17 protein-coding genes, 1 pseudogene and 1 riboswitch are annotated in these 13,358 nt (G+C 34.0%); of the genes and pseudogenes, 7 read left to right on the top strand and 11 right to left on the bottom strand.

The features are described 5' to 3' along the window. Positions 1–198: 198 nt before the first annotated feature. The 9 genes from LQ686_RS10645 to LQ686_RS10605 all read right to left on the bottom strand — a co-directional run bounded on the left by LQ686_RS10645 (position 199) and on the right by LQ686_RS10605 (position 6,324). Positions 199–1,197: a ThiF family adenylyltransferase gene (locus tag LQ686_RS10645; RefSeq protein ID WP_107565994.1), complete on the bottom strand. Its 999-nt coding sequence runs from the start codon at positions 1,195–1,197 to the stop codon at positions 199–201. Beyond that, positions 1,197–1,964 carry a thiazole synthase gene (locus LQ686_RS10640; RefSeq protein WP_025905803.1) on the bottom strand — a complete coding sequence of 256 codons (768 nt, stop codon included), beginning with the start codon at positions 1,962–1,964 and terminating at the stop codon, positions 1,197–1,199. The genes LQ686_RS10645 and LQ686_RS10640 overlap by 1 nt, the downstream gene beginning before the upstream one ends. A gap of 1 nt (position 1,965) precedes the next feature. Then, positions 1,966–2,166, bottom strand: a complete 201-nt coding sequence (thiS, locus tag LQ686_RS10635; protein ID WP_025905802.1) for a sulfur carrier protein ThiS — start codon at positions 2,164–2,166, stop codon at positions 1,966–1,968. Next, positions 2,163–3,272, bottom strand: a complete 1,110-nt coding sequence (thiO, locus tag LQ686_RS10630) for a glycine oxidase ThiO (RefSeq protein WP_107573185.1) — start codon at positions 3,270–3,272, stop codon at positions 2,163–2,165. The genes thiS and thiO overlap by 4 nt, the downstream gene beginning before the upstream one ends. Then, the gene (locus LQ686_RS10625; RefSeq protein WP_374229772.1) at positions 3,265–3,858 is read right to left on the bottom strand and encodes a thiamine phosphate synthase; all 594 of its coding nucleotides are present in this window, start codon (positions 3,856–3,858) and stop codon (positions 3,265–3,267) included. The genes thiO and LQ686_RS10625 overlap by 8 nt, the downstream gene beginning before the upstream one ends. Positions 3,859–3,925: 67 nt before the next feature. Continuing rightward, positions 3,926–4,034: riboswitch (TPP riboswitch) on the bottom strand. A 312-nt stretch (positions 4,035–4,346) separates the two neighbouring features. Further along, complete coding sequence (locus tag LQ686_RS10620; RefSeq protein WP_025905799.1) at positions 4,347–4,730, bottom strand: DUF3021 domain-containing protein; 384 nt, start codon at positions 4,728–4,730, stop codon at positions 4,347–4,349. Positions 4,731–4,743: 13 nt separating this feature from the next. Then, complete coding sequence (locus LQ686_RS10615; protein ID WP_107573186.1) at positions 4,744–5,199, bottom strand: LytTR family DNA-binding domain-containing protein; 456 nt, start codon at positions 5,197–5,199, stop codon at positions 4,744–4,746. A gap of 158 nt (positions 5,200–5,357) precedes the next feature. Then, a complete protein-coding gene (locus LQ686_RS10610; RefSeq protein WP_107573187.1) occupies positions 5,358–5,912 on the bottom strand; it encodes a DUF4256 domain-containing protein in 555 nt (184 codons plus the stop codon). A gap of 58 nt (positions 5,913–5,970) precedes the next feature. Continuing rightward, a complete protein-coding gene (locus tag LQ686_RS10605) occupies positions 5,971–6,324 on the bottom strand; it encodes a winged helix-turn-helix transcriptional regulator (RefSeq protein ID WP_037589866.1) in 354 nt (117 codons plus the stop codon). A gap of 112 nt (positions 6,325–6,436) precedes the next feature. Here LQ686_RS10605 and hxlA point away from each other — a divergent pair, with 112 nt between their 5' ends. Next, positions 6,437–7,069, top strand: coding sequence for a 3-hexulose-6-phosphate synthase (hxlA, locus tag LQ686_RS10600; RefSeq protein ID WP_025905795.1), 633 nt, complete (start codon positions 6,437–6,439; stop codon positions 7,067–7,069). Position 7,070: 1 nt separating this feature from the next. After that, entirely contained in the window at positions 7,071–7,610 is a 540-nt protein-coding gene (gene hxlB / locus LQ686_RS10595) for a 6-phospho-3-hexuloisomerase (RefSeq protein WP_107573188.1), read from the top strand. Between the two features lie 256 nt (positions 7,611–7,866). Here hxlB and LQ686_RS10590 read toward each other — a convergent pair whose 3' ends face one another. After that, on the bottom strand, positions 7,867–8,550 hold the full coding sequence (locus tag LQ686_RS10590; protein ID WP_239733320.1) for an LrgB family protein: 684 nt from the start codon (positions 8,548–8,550) through the stop codon (positions 7,867–7,869). Continuing rightward, the gene (locus tag LQ686_RS10585) at positions 8,547–8,933 is read right to left on the bottom strand and encodes a CidA/LrgA family protein (RefSeq protein WP_025905034.1); all 387 of its coding nucleotides are present in this window, start codon (positions 8,931–8,933) and stop codon (positions 8,547–8,549) included. Before LQ686_RS10585 ends, LQ686_RS10590 begins: the two co-directional genes overlap by 4 nt. A gap of 154 nt (positions 8,934–9,087) precedes the next feature. Here LQ686_RS10585 and LQ686_RS10580 point away from each other — a divergent pair. The 5 genes and pseudogenes from LQ686_RS10580 to mmuM all read left to right on the top strand — a co-directional run bounded on the left by LQ686_RS10580 (position 9,088) and on the right by mmuM (position 13,262). Beyond that, positions 9,088–9,778 (top strand): annotated as a pseudogene (locus tag LQ686_RS10580) (2,3-diphosphoglycerate-dependent phosphoglycerate mutase). Positions 9,779–9,983: 205 nt separating this feature from the next. After that, on the top strand, positions 9,984–10,184 hold the full coding sequence (locus LQ686_RS10575; RefSeq protein ID WP_025905033.1) for a cold-shock protein: 201 nt from the start codon (positions 9,984–9,986) through the stop codon (positions 10,182–10,184). A gap of 154 nt (positions 10,185–10,338) precedes the next feature. Continuing rightward, positions 10,339–10,851 (top strand): thioredoxin domain-containing protein, encoded by a 513-nt coding sequence (locus LQ686_RS10570; protein ID WP_025905032.1) that lies wholly within the window; start codon positions 10,339–10,341, stop codon positions 10,849–10,851. A 196-nt stretch (positions 10,852–11,047) separates the two neighbouring features. Beyond that, complete coding sequence (locus LQ686_RS10565; protein WP_275584226.1) at positions 11,048–12,376, top strand: amino acid permease; 1,329 nt, start codon at positions 11,048–11,050, stop codon at positions 12,374–12,376. After that, positions 12,360–13,262: a homocysteine S-methyltransferase gene (gene mmuM, locus LQ686_RS10560; RefSeq protein ID WP_107573066.1), complete on the top strand. Its 903-nt coding sequence runs from the start codon at positions 12,360–12,362 to the stop codon at positions 13,260–13,262. The genes LQ686_RS10565 and mmuM overlap by 17 nt, the downstream gene beginning before the upstream one ends. The last annotated feature ends 96 nt before the right edge of the window (positions 13,263–13,358 follow it).

The raw sequence follows: 13,358 nt of genomic DNA, 5'->3' as shown, positions 1-13,358 counted from the left end.
AGAACTTCAAAAGAAATGGTCCACTGGTTACATTCCAAACTGGTCTATGGTTATGAACCAGCTTCTTTTACATGATCAAATTAAAGATAGAATTATTAAGTATCTTGAATAACTTACACACTTAATTTGACAAAGCCACTTCAACCAAGACATCACCCGCAACTGCCTCCAAGACTTGGTCCAATCCTATCTCGCTCCCTACCTTATACACCTATTAAACTGTTGATATATATCTTCTGCGATTTCTTGTGATGCTATACCGCGTACGTTCATGCGACCGTCTTTAAATAAGGTCATGGTCATATCGTCATATGCTATAAATTTTACATATGCGTTTTCTTTAGCGATATGTCCTGGGAAGTGATGTGCTAATTCAAATGCGTGTTGTTTAAATCTAAACATGAACGTATCTCCACATAATGCTTCTATTGATGAAAGGGATGGTGTGTTTAATGCTTGATAAATCCCTTGCTCACAGACAACGCAGTCATCGTCTTTTAATAAATTGATATTTGTTGCGCGTATGTTCATTTCAAATGTATCTATTGTGATGAGCTTTTTGGAAAAAGATTTTCCAGCAACATATCTGAGTAATTCTGACACTTCGTAACTGGCTACTTGTTGAACAACTGGTGGTAGCACGCCATTTATCGCACAACTTTCTCCAGTTTGAGGTACGCTTTGAAGGATACATCTTAAGCAAGGTCCACTATAATCAATTGCATAAACGGTCCCTTTACTTCCGACTGCTGCGCCATATATCCAAGGAATGTTTAATTTATGGCAAGCTTCATTGATTAAAAAGCGCATATCAAATTGATCCATGCCATCGATTACAATATCTGGTTGGACATTTTGAATAATCGTTTCAATGTTTTGTGCTGTTAATTCTTGATGGATAGCATTCAATTCTACATGATGATTAATCTGTTTAATTTTCTCCTTTAAAGCAACGACTTTAGGAAGCATTTCTTGTGCATCACGTTCATCATAGAGTGCTTGACGATGTAGATTAGAAAGCTCAACGATATCCATATCGATTATCGTTAATTGATGAGCACCCATGCGAGCAAGTAGTTCTGCAACATGACTGCCTAATGCACCTGCACCCATGATCAATATACGTGTATTCTGCAATGTTTCTTGGCTATGCTCGCCGAACTGTTGAAACTTCATTTGTCGCTCATAACGTTCCATTACAAGAACCCTAATCCTTCAGTTGGACTTGATGCTTGTGCTGTATATTTAACAGGGATTCTACCTGCCTCATAACTTAATTGTCCGGCTTCAATACCTAATTTCATCGCTTCAGCCATTTTGACAGGGTCTCTCGCACCAGAAATGGCAGTGTTTAATAAAATTGCATCTGCACCAAGTTCCATCGCATAACAAGCATCTTTTGGTGAACCAATACCAGCATCCACGATAACGGGTATGTTAGCTTGTTCAATGATATATCTTAAATTGAGTGGATTATTAAGACCTCTGCCTGTTCCAATTGGAGAAGCTAGCGGCATAATTGCGTGAACACCTAATGCTTCAAGTCGTTTAGCTAACACAACATCACACGAAATATATGGACAGACAATATAGCCTTTATCTAATAATATTTCACATGCTTTATAAGTTTCGATTGGGTCTGGTAGTAAAGTCTTATCGTCACCGATAACTTCTACTTTAATTAAGTTGCAAAGCCCAGCATGATTGGCAATTTCTGCAATACGTACAGCTTCTTCTGCAGTATGTGCACCAGCAGTATTAGGAAAAGTAATAAAGCGATTTAAATCAACATTTGCTAATGGGTTGGGTAATGATTTGTCATATAGATTCATTCTTCTTACAGCAAAAGTGAGCACTTCTGCACCTGATGCTTGGATTGCTTTAGATTGTGTTTCTTCATCTTTAAATTTACCAGTACCTAATAATAATCTTGAGTTGAGTTCATATGGTCCTATTTTTAACATTTTATCCGCCTCCAACAAATTCTAGTAGTTCTAATCTATCTGATTCTCTAACAGTAATATCATTAAATTGTTCACTTTTAATGAGTGTATCGTTCCATTCGACGATGATTCTATCTTTATCTAATTCCAGTGAGTCTAGTAAATCTGACAACGTTAACGCATCTTCAAAATTAAATTCATCACCATTAATGATACATTTCATAAATGGACACACCTCCTCACTTTAAATGCTTCTAATAACGTGGGTCTTTCTTCATAAACAATCCATTCAGCCATTAATTTACCGATGATAGGTGACAGTAATATGCCATTACGATAATGACCTGTAACAATATATAAATCTTCATCGATTTCATCCATAATAGGCCATTCATTATCAGTGTATGGTCTGATTCCCGACCATTTATGAATGAGTCGACTACTTGATAATAATGGAATGTATTTACATGCTTGACGCATTAACCAATTCTCTCCTTCAACTGATGTGCCTACAGTATAGTCATCTACATAACTCGTCGCACCCACTAAGAATCGATTGTCACGTTTCGGCACAATGTAACAGCCATTCGTCATGAAAAGTGTTTGTTCTAATTTTAAGTCTGGATGTTCTAACAGTAGAACTTCGCCTTTAACACCAGTTACTTTTGGCTCAATTTCATAGTCTGCTAATAACTGATGACTCCATGCACCTCCAGCAACAATGACTTTTTTGGAAAGTAAAATTTGGTTTGCAGTGAGCACTTTAAACGCATCATTTAAGCGATGAATGGATTTAACTTCAGTGTGATAAATGCGTTCAATTCCTTTGTACTCAATAGATTTCAACAAAGCTTTAGCATATTGATTGGCATTAATTTGTCCATCAAATGGAATATAAATCGCTTTATGATTATAAGAAATCGTATGATTTGAAAGATGACGAAGTGATTGACTATCTATCGTCGTAACTGAACGATCGCGTTTATTCAAAAAACGATATTGCGCTGTTAAGCTGTCGATATCATCTCGTGAAGCGGCCATTTTAATTAAACCGTGTGCTTGATAATCAATATTGATATTCGTCTCTTTATATAACGTGTGACTGAGTGATTCGAAATAATCTCTCGAACGTAATGCAAGTTGATAAAGGGGTGTATCTTCAATAAATTCATTCTGTGCACCTAACATGCCACCAGCTTTATAAGATGCGTGTAATCCAGGCACATCTCGATCTATCACAGCGATAGACAACGAATCATTCTTAAGTGCTAATTCACGCGCAATAGACATGCCCATGACACCAGAGCCAACAATTAACACGTCATACATATGCAAGCCACTCCTCTCTTAATAATTGAATTTCACGCAAACTTCGATCTCTGAAAAATGAAATTGCACAAACACCTTCAAAACCATGAGGTAACGACTTAATAGAATGCGTATCTATGCCACCAATTGCATAAACAGGAATATCTATAGATACTGCATCTGTTATGTCTTTTGAAGACCTTGGTTTAAGACCATGTTTAGAACGCGTTTCAAACACATGACCAAAGAATACAAAATCTAAAGACCACTCACGTGCGCGTTTCACAGTTTCAACTGAATGTGTAGACATACTAACGGATATATGAGGGTGAAGCTTTTTATATTCAAATGCTTGCACGTCATTTTCACGAAAATGAATAAAATTTAAATCATATTTTTCAAGTATGACCATATCTGAATGAATCATTAATTTCGTTTGTGGAAAGCCATTTGCTAATAAATAATCAAGCACCCAGCATAGATCATCACGTGTCATAGGCACTCTCAGTAATAACAAATCAATCTCTTCTGCAATCTCTATATAATGTTCTAAATCAGTAACATCTAAGTCTTTATACGGTGTAACAGCAATAAACAATGAAATCACTCCAAATAAAAAACGCTATTTTTCTGTATAGAAAAATAGCGTAAAAATTTAATTATAAGTATAAGTAAGCTTATATACGCCACTTTCCTACGCCAGTATGAACTGGATCAGGTTCAAGGAATCCCGAAGTCACTACTTCAGTCTCAGCCTATAATAAGGCACTTCCAGTGGACATTTATTTAGTTATTACATCCATTGTACATATAAAAGTAAGAATGTTCAAATTTATATGTTATTGAGTTACAACCTAAATTATTCCATTCTACTAATTTTTAAATTTTGTGAAATAAAATTCGCACAGCCAATTATTTATTAAAATAGAAAATAATATTGACATTGATAACTATTATCAATTAAATTAGATGATCAAAAATGATTACACGCTTTGTGTGATACGGAATTTATATCGTGTGAATTACATTTATTTCAGTAAAATATGGAAAAACGGAAAATAAGGCCCTTAAGGTGTGAACCTTAAGGGTCTTTGTTTACATTTTTTTAAGTTTTGTATTTATTTTTTTGCTTTGTTGAATATTGAGATACATAAATATAAACCAGATAACGAGGAATATCAATGCGAAGGTTGTGAGTCCGCCAATGAGTGGTGCTGGTTGTAATGGTATCCAGTTATTAATTGTTGAAACGATAAAGAACGTAATGATACTTCCACCTAAATGAATGATGAGTTTGAATAAAAGTGGTATTTGATCGATTTCATAAACTATTGGTAGAAATCCACAAATTGCTCCGAATATATAAACGCTGAAGACTGCTTGGAAGTCAATTGTTACATCAAATATTGCGATAAATATGAGCATAATGCTGCTTCCTATACCGATACCTTGTAGAATAGATTTAAAGATTTTGTTCATAATGTTCTCCTCCTTATATACCTAATATTTCAGTTAAATTTTTAACATACCTTCTTGAAATGGTTACTTTTTTATTATTGGATAAAGTTGCATATAAATTCCCTGAGAATGACGGTGATACTTTGGTGATATGTTCTATGTTGACGATAGATGATTTACTAATTTGTACGAACTTCTGCTTAGGCAACGTTTGCTGTAAGGCAGTGAGTGACATTCGAGTTGTGAGTGTTTCACTGAGTGTTATGATGTTCAGTTGTTTATCAAAAACTTCTGCAAAAATGATATCTACTTTTAAAATAAGTGACGTTCCTTGTGATGACTTAATACCTATTTTATGGTTGGATGTTTCAAATTGTTGAATATACGTTAATAGGTTATGACCAAGTTCTTGTTCAAAGGTTCTGATTGAAATATCCGTCGTCTTTTGTGAAGTGTCGATGTTTAGTTGAACGTTGAATGGCTCTGTCATAGCATAACCTCCTTTGGTTATATAGTATGTTGTATCACATTATTTGTCAGTAGTTATGTCATAACCGGTTGAATATACGGTGTAAGTGGTTAGGTAATGATTGTATAGAAAAAGCTTCCTGAACTTGTCTTCTTGAGACAAATTGAGGAAGCTTAATTTTATATTTTTAACATGCTTCGGAAACCTCTTGAGCCATAATAAGAATCAGCGCCATTATGGTAAGTGAATACTGTGTCATAACGTAAATCACAGAATAATGCACCGCCAAGGTCTCTAATTTTTGCAGGTGTTTCAATCCAACTAGATGTTTTCTTATCAAATTCACCGAGTGTTTGTAAATGTCTATATTGTTCTTCGTTAAGTAATGTAACGTTCATTTCATGGACCATGTCCATTACGCTTGTTTCTGGTTTATATTTCTTTCTAGATTCTAATGCTGCTCTATCGTAGCAAACACTTCTACGACCTTTAGGACTTTCTTTCGAACAGTCTACGAATATATAAGAATCGTCTTCTAATCCTATTACATCAGGTTCTCCTTCAGTTTGTTCCATTTGATTAAGTGACCATAATTTTTCAGGATGTTCATTTAATCGCTTTTCTACATCTGACCATTCTATATTTTTATGACGTTCTGGAAATTTTTCGAAACGCTTTTGTAAAGTTGTAAGCAGTTCAGCTTGTTCTTCTTGTGAAAGTTTTTGAGTTGTCATAAAATCCCCCTTTTTTTTTATTGTAGCAAACTATGAAGCGATTAAAAGCAATATGTGATTAGGCTTTATCTTTTGTATTTAAAAAGTCTAAAAATTCGTCTCCCCAGTCACAAATGCCATTAACAACAGGTTCTAAATCTTTACCTATTTGTGTCAGACTATATTCAACTTTAGGCGGTACGACCGGATATACAGTACGGTTTACGATATGATCATCTTCGAGTTCTCTCAACTGTCTAATAAGCATACGCTGATTAATATCTGGTAGTTTCTTTTCTAATTCGTTGAGTCTAAGAGGTGACGCTTGTAATAAATGCCAGATGATTGGTATTTTCCAACGACCACCAATAACAGATAATGCTAAGTCTTTAGAATTATAATATTCCGTTTCTTTATAGTTAATTAATACCATGATATAACCCCATTTCTTCACTAAGTGACATATTTGTCAGTATTGCATAATTTTATACATTGTATCACAATTATTAGTGTAAAGTAATATAGATAAAGGAGATATGATTAATATGAAATTACAATTAGCAATTGATTTATTAAATAAAGAAGAAGCAGCTCAATTAGCGCAACAAGTTGAGGAATATGTAGATATAGTAGAAATTGGAACACCTATCGTTATTAATGAAGGATTAGGTGCAGTAGAAAAATTAAGTCAATCTGTTAAAGATGTTCAAGTATTAGCTGACTTAAAAATTATGGATGCTGCTGGTTATGAAGTAAGCCAAGCTGTTAAATTTGGTGCAGATATCGTAACAATTTTAGGTGTAGCAGAAGATGCTTCAATTAAAGGTGCAGTTGAAGAAGCGCATAAACATGGTAAAGAATTATTAGTGGATATGATTGCAGTTCAAGATTTAGAGAAACGTGCGAAAGAATTAGACGCATTAGGTGCAGATTATATCGCTGTGCATACTGGTTATGACTTACAAGCTGAAGGCGTATCACCATTAGAAAGCTTACGTACAGTTAAATCAGTTATCAAAAATTCAAAAGTAGCAGTAGCAGGTGGTATTACACCAGAAACAATTCAATCTGTTGCTGATGAAAATCCAGATTTAATTATTGTTGGTGGAGGAATTGCTAACGCAGACGATCCAAAAGCAGCTGCAAAATTATGTAGAGAAATTATTGAAGGTAAATAATATGAGCCGTTATCAATTAATATTGGATGAAATTAAGCAAACATTAAATCAAGTAGACTTGAAGGATACTGAGCAATTCGTAAATAGCTTGCAGTCAGAAGCTCCAGTGCTTGTAGCAGCTAAAGGACGCTCTGCATTTGTTGCGAACAGTTTTGCTATGAGATTGAACCAATTAGGTAAGAAAAGTTATGTAGTAGGTGAGACGAGTACACCTTCTATTCAAGAAGGAGATAAATTATTGATTGTCTCCGGTTCGGGATCAACAGCTCACTTAAAATTACTCGCACAAACAGCAAAAGATATCGGAGCGAATGTCATATTAATTTCTACAAAAGAACAATCACCAATCGCTGAAATAGCAGATGACGTGATCGTTTTACGAGCAGGTACTAAATATGATGAAAAAGGATCAGAACAACCACTAGGAAGTCTGTTCGAACAAAGCACTCAATTATATTTAGATAGTATCGTAATGGATTTAATGGAACAATTAAACGTAAGTGAAACATATATGCAAAATAAACACGCGAATTTAGAATAATAGAGGAAACCGTCTGAATGTTTTAGACGGTTTCTTACTTTTTAGATAGAGATGAGTGTTGTTGGAGGTGCGAACATTGCAAGTGGGGCGTGACAAGCAATATTCAGGGCATTGTATTTATCAAGACTACCCAAACAAGATAAATAGGAGCCTCCGTATATCGCAAGACTGCCCAAACAAGCAACATACAGACCTAAATACAGACCTACAAACTCATTCCAATCTCAAACTCTTTATAATTCTCATCTCTAAATTCTCAATATACTAATATAACAAACAATGGTATTACGACTGAGCTGATTAAGGCTGTTAGAATCATGCCGATTGAACTGAAGGCTGCTGATTCGATATCGGTTTCTAATATTTTGGCTGTACCAATAGCATGTGATGCATTGCCATAAGTGAGTCCTTTGGCAATAGATGTTTGGAATTTGGCTATTTTGATAAGATATGATCCCAACATACTTCCAATTAATCCTGTACCTATAATAAACAACACGGCTAAGCTATCTATTCCGCCTATTTGTTGTGATACTTGTACACCGACTGCTGCTGTTATAGATCTAGGCAACAGTGATGCGATCATTTCTTTTGAATAACCGAATATATTTAAAATCGTAAACATTAAAATAATATTAATCGTTATCCCAACTAATACACTTGTGATAATGACTTTAAAATGTTGAACAATCATTTTTCTATATAAATATAGTGGATATGCTAAACATACAACTGTGCAATTTAAAAAGTCATAAATCCATTGTCCGCCGACCATATAGTCATTGTAATTATATCTAAATAACACAAGTACACAGATAATTGCAATGGATGAAACGAGTGCAGGGTGTAAGATGGCGATCTTGAATTTTTTCTGTATAAATAATGCGAATATGTACATGACAACTGTTAAAAGAATCATTAAAAGTGCTTTAATCATCATGATTGATCACCACTTTCTTCTATATGATTCCTTTTTAACATTTTCTCAGCTATGTATCCTGACGAGAGTGCAACAATGCATGTGCTTGCGATGACTAATACAATTAAAAAGATAAACTGTGCGTTTATTTGGTCAACTAAATTCATAGCACCGACGATTGAAGGGATGAAGAAGAAAATCATCGTACTTAATAATAAATTTGCACCATCTTTAATCCATTCTTCTTTTATAATTTTAAATTGTAATAATAAGAAAAATATCACAAGTCCAATAATACTACCTGCAATAGGTATGTTTAATGTGTCTTGAATCCAACTACCTAGAACGGTAATAAAATAGATCATACATATTTGGAGTATGATTTTTATGAATTTATAAATCATGACAACTCAATCCTTTGAACGTTTTATAATGATATTTATTTATTATAGAACTGATTGGTATATTTTGAAATGCTATCGGACGGTCTTTTTATTTTTAGAAGTTTGCAATTAGTGGTTCAATAGACGTAACAATTAAAAGATTGGAGCGAATCATATGCCAAAATTAATTTTATGTCGACATGGGCAAAGTGAATGGAATGCGAAAAATTTATTTACAGGTTGGGCAGATGTAGAGTTATCAGAGCAAGGGTATATATAATGAAGCGAGAATCTCAGGTGAAAAATTATTAAAACAAAATATCGAAATAGATGTTGTATATACATCACTTTTAACAAGAGCAATTGAAACCACATATTTATTATTGAAATATTCTCACCAACTTTGGATACCAGTTTACAAAACGTGGCGCTTAAATGAACGTCACTATGGTGGACTACAAGGTAAAAATAAAGATCAAGCACGAGAAGAATATGGTGAAGAACAAGTGCATATTTGGAGACGTTCTTATGATACAAGACCGCCAGAAGCGGATGAAAAGTTACGAGAAGAATACTTGGATGATAGAAGATATGAAATGTTAGATAGAAGAATCATGCCTGTTACAGAAAGTCTTAAAGACACATTGGATAGAGTTATTCCATAGTGGATAGATCATATTTCAACAAGTTTGTTAAACCATCAAACGACTTTAATTTCTGCACACGGTAATTCATTAAGAGCACTGATTAAGTATTTAGAAGATATTCCAGATGATGAAATTTCAAACTTAGAAATCAAAACTGGCGCACCATTGATATATGAATTAGATGAATCATTAAAAGTGATAGACAAGTATTATTTATAGGGTATAACGCATGATAAAAGTAAAATAAAAGTTTAATTTAACATAAAGCTTTACATTCAATCATTTATAGCGTATAGTGGGTAGCAAGTGATATTTCGAGATTAAATTAATTGGTAGTTTTATTCATAGTTAATAAAGTCCATTTAAGTTTGAAGATTGATTATTGCAAATATACGTGCAAAAGCACAATAGGAGGACTTTTATTATGAATAAAGGTACAGTAAAATGGTTTAACGCAGAAAAAGGATACGGATTTATCGAAGGAGAAAATGGTAACGACGTATTCGTACATTTCTCATCTATCCAAACTGAAGGTTACAAATCATTAGACGAAGGTGCTTCAGTTACTTTCGATATCGAAGAAGGACAACGTGGACCTCAAGCAGTTAACGTTATCAAAAACTAATATTTAACCAATTAGTTAAACACTTCATAACTTTGTTATGAAGTGTTTTTTTGTATATTAAAATAGAATTGATAAACAATTCTGAATATAATCATTCGCTTTATCGGCTGTGAAATGGTTAAATAAGTATAACAACATATAGGAGGTAAACGTTATGACAGAAATCCAACATTTAACAGTAGGAAGCAAAGACGCAAACATAACAATTGAGGCATTTATTAATTTTGCATGCCCATATTGTTTAAATTATTTTGCAGCAGCTGACGAAGTTCTAGAACCTTATATTAATGAGAATAAAGTGCAATATATCGTTAAGCATTTTGATAAGACGAAACAAAGATTGCTCAAAGGAACTGTTGCGAATATTTATCTGGATTACGATGACCCCGAAGAAACTTTTAAAATAATACGATACCTATATGAAACACAAGACGAATGGACATTGAATTTTGAAACGATAGAAAGAAAAATGGAACATGAATTAGGCTTATCACCACAAAAAAATGCAGACGATCGATCCTTAGCCATTATGCAAGAAACATTTGAAAGAGGGATTAAAGGCGTGCCAACCGTTTTTATAAATGATGAAAAATTTGAATTTAATCCTGTTGAAGATGATAAAGAGACAATACAAGAAAAATTAAAAAGCGCATTAGAAAGTATATGATGAAGCGGTGAGAACGCACGTAACTCCTAATCTAAAACTTCTATATAGCAAGGTATAAAAACCATGCTATACAGAGGTTTTTTTATATTTACAGAAAATTATAAGTTGGCTGAATTATTCGAAAGATATAAAATTGAAGATATTTTTAATTTTAGAGAGAAGGTATATCGTGTCAAATCAGTCATATAGACGTGATATGAAACAACGTCATATTATGTTATTAAGTTTTGGTGGTGTAATTGGGACGGGGTTATTTTTAAGTTCTGGTTATACTTTGCAACAAGCGGGTCCGTTAGGTACGATGTTATCTTATGTCGTTGGTGCTATTCTCGTGTATCTCGTTATGCTATGTCTCGGACAATTAGCGATTGAACATCCGGTGACAGGCGGATTTCATGTTTATGCTTCAAAATATATACATCCTTCAATAGGGTTTATAGTTGCTTGGTTTTATTGGTTAACATGGACTGTAGCACTTGGTTCTGAATTTACGGCAGTGGGTATTTTAATGCAGAAGTGGCTACCCGATGTACCTGTATACATATTTTCAAGTATTGCGATTATACTTGTCTTAGCTTTTAATATTGTATCTACGAAATTCTACGCTGAAGTTGAATTTTACTTTTCTTTAGTGAAAGTGCTAGCGATTATACTGTTTATTTGTCTAGGCGCTCTCACGTTATTCGGGCTTATTCACTACAGTGGTTATAACGGTCTAGATACAATTAAATCACGATATACGAATCCAACATTCCCGAATGGCTTAGGTGCCGTATTCTTAACGATGTTAGCAGTTAACTATGCGTTTAGCGGTACGGAACTGATCGGTATTGCAGCAGGTGAAACGAAAAATCCTAAAAAAGTCATTCCGAAAGCGATTAATGCAACGTTATGGCGATTGATCATTTTCTTCATTGGAACAATGGTTATTATTTCTATTCTCATACCGAGTTATCAAGGAAAATCTTTAGAAAGTCCATTTGTTGTCATCTTTCAAAATATGGGTATCCCATATGCTGGAGATATCATGAATTTAGTCATTATAACTGCATTATTATCAGCAGCCAATTCAGGATTGTATGCAGCTAGTCGAATGGTTTGGAGTCTTTCAAATGAAGGCATGTTCCCTAAATATTTTAAGAAATTAAACAAACATCAAATGCCGATACGCGCGACTATTTTTAGTATGTGTGGAGGTTTACTGGCATTATTCTCAAGTATTTATACTGCGGATACATTATATATTGTACTTGTTTCTATAGCGGGTTTAGCTGTCGTTATCGTATGGATGAGTATTTGTTTATCATATTTCAATGCGAAACGTGCAAATAAACATTTGAAAATTCATCAAAGTGTACCAATCATTGGCTTTATACTTTGTTTAGTGTCATGTGTCGGTATGATCTTTGATCTGAACCAATCACCAGCACTATATTTCGGTATTCCGTTTGCGATAATTGCGATTGTATTTTATTTTGTAAAATATCATAAAAAGGACGGTCAGATCATTGAGACTTCTGAATAAAATTAAACAAGAACGCACTTTAGTATTAGATGGTGGATTAGCCACAACATTAGAAGGTTGTGGCTGTGATTTGAATTCGTCATTATGGTCTAGTGAAGTGATCATTCATGAACCTAATAAAGTGAAACAAGCGCATCAAGCATTTACAGATGCTGGTGCTGATATTGTATTAACAAGTACTTATCAAGCAAGCTTTGATACATTTGAATCTATTGGCATGCAAACGTCAGAAATAGAACATTTATTTGATGTAGCTGTCGAACAAATAAAATCAGCTGTAACGGATGAACAAGTTATAGTAGGCAGTTTAGGTCCATACGGTGCTTATTTAAGTGATGGTTCAGAATATACTGGAGCATATGAAGTATCAGCAGAAGATTATATCAACTTTCATCAAGCACGTATCCAAGCACTAATTGATAGAGGTATATATGATTTTGTATTTGAAACGGTGCCTAACTTCAATGAAATTAAAGCAATCGTTGAACATATCATTCCTCAATATTCAGATGACATCACATTCTGGATATCATGTACCGTTAATGATGAAGGCAATTTATCTGATGGTACTGAGTTTGAGACGGTATGCCAATATATTAAAGAGCATGAAGCGCGTCTGCCTGTATTTGGTGTGAATTGTTCAAAGATTGAAAGTGTTGATAAAGCAATTGAAAAAGGATTGACGGCATTGCCACAAGTCATTGCTGTTTATCCCAATGGTGGTAAGACATTTGATCCAGTAGAGAAAGTTTGGGTAGGTCAAGGAGATCATGCATTGCTTGCTCAAAAGTCTAAAGAGTGGATATCGCAAGGTATTCAAATTGTAGGTGGATGTTGTGAAACAACGCCACAAGATATTCAACACATTCATCAAGCGATTAAATAAAGTGTATAATTTCTCTAATTGAGTAATGATGAGGCATCTTATGATGTCTCATCATTTTTGTATGTGTGACACCCTGAAGTACTGTTGTTACAAGGA

This window comes from Mammaliicoccus sp. J-M41, from assembly GCF_022385935.1.
GTDB classification, from domain to species: domain Bacteria; phylum Bacillota; class Bacilli; order Staphylococcales; family Staphylococcaceae; genus Mammaliicoccus; species Mammaliicoccus sciuri_A.
The sequence above is the reverse complement of the archived record's forward strand: the minus strand, read 5'-3'. Positions and strand labels throughout refer to the sequence as shown.

What these genes read in the sequence shown, in the direction of transcription:
- thiO (WP_107573185.1), bottom strand. Translation starts at nt 3,272, where the DNA reads ATGTATGACGTGTTAATTGTTGGCTCTGGTGTCATGGGCATGTCTATT.
- LQ686_RS10645 (WP_107565994.1), bottom strand. Translation starts at nt 1,197, where the DNA reads ATGGAACGTTATGAGCGACAAATGAAGTTTCAACAGTTCGGCGAGCAT.
- LQ686_RS10615 (WP_107573186.1), bottom strand. Translation starts at nt 5,199, where the DNA reads ATGACAGAGCCATTCAACGTTCAACTAAACATCGACACTTCACAAAAG.
- LQ686_RS10575 (WP_025905033.1), top strand. Translation starts at nt 9,984, where the DNA reads ATGAATAAAGGTACAGTAAAATGGTTTAACGCAGAAAAAGGATACGGA.
- LQ686_RS10590 (WP_239733320.1), bottom strand. Translation starts at nt 8,550, where the DNA reads ATGATGATTAAAGCACTTTTAATGATTCTTTTAACAGTTGTCATGTAC.
- hxlB (WP_107573188.1), top strand. Translation starts at nt 7,071, where the DNA reads ATGAGCCGTTATCAATTAATATTGGATGAAATTAAGCAAACATTAAAT.
- LQ686_RS10605 (WP_037589866.1), bottom strand. Translation starts at nt 6,324, where the DNA reads ATGGTATTAATTAACTATAAAGAAACGGAATATTATAATTCTAAAGAC.
- LQ686_RS10620 (WP_025905799.1), bottom strand. Translation starts at nt 4,730, where the DNA reads ATGAACAAAATCTTTAAATCTATTCTACAAGGTATCGGTATAGGAAGC.
- thiS (WP_025905802.1), bottom strand. Translation starts at nt 2,166, where the DNA reads ATGAAATGTATCATTAATGGTGATGAATTTAATTTTGAAGATGCGTTA.
- LQ686_RS10570 (WP_025905032.1), top strand. Translation starts at nt 10,339, where the DNA reads ATGACAGAAATCCAACATTTAACAGTAGGAAGCAAAGACGCAAACATA.
- hxlA (WP_025905795.1), top strand. Translation starts at nt 6,437, where the DNA reads ATGAAATTACAATTAGCAATTGATTTATTAAATAAAGAAGAAGCAGCT.
- LQ686_RS10565 (WP_275584226.1), top strand. Translation starts at nt 11,048, where the DNA reads ATGAAACAACGTCATATTATGTTATTAAGTTTTGGTGGTGTAATTGGG.
- LQ686_RS10585 (WP_025905034.1), bottom strand. Translation starts at nt 8,933, where the DNA reads ATGATTTATAAATTCATAAAAATCATACTCCAAATATGTATGATCTAT.
- LQ686_RS10610 (WP_107573187.1), bottom strand. Translation starts at nt 5,912, where the DNA reads ATGACAACTCAAAAACTTTCACAAGAAGAACAAGCTGAACTGCTTACA.
- LQ686_RS10640 (WP_025905803.1), bottom strand. Translation starts at nt 1,964, where the DNA reads ATGTTAAAAATAGGACCATATGAACTCAACTCAAGATTATTATTAGGT.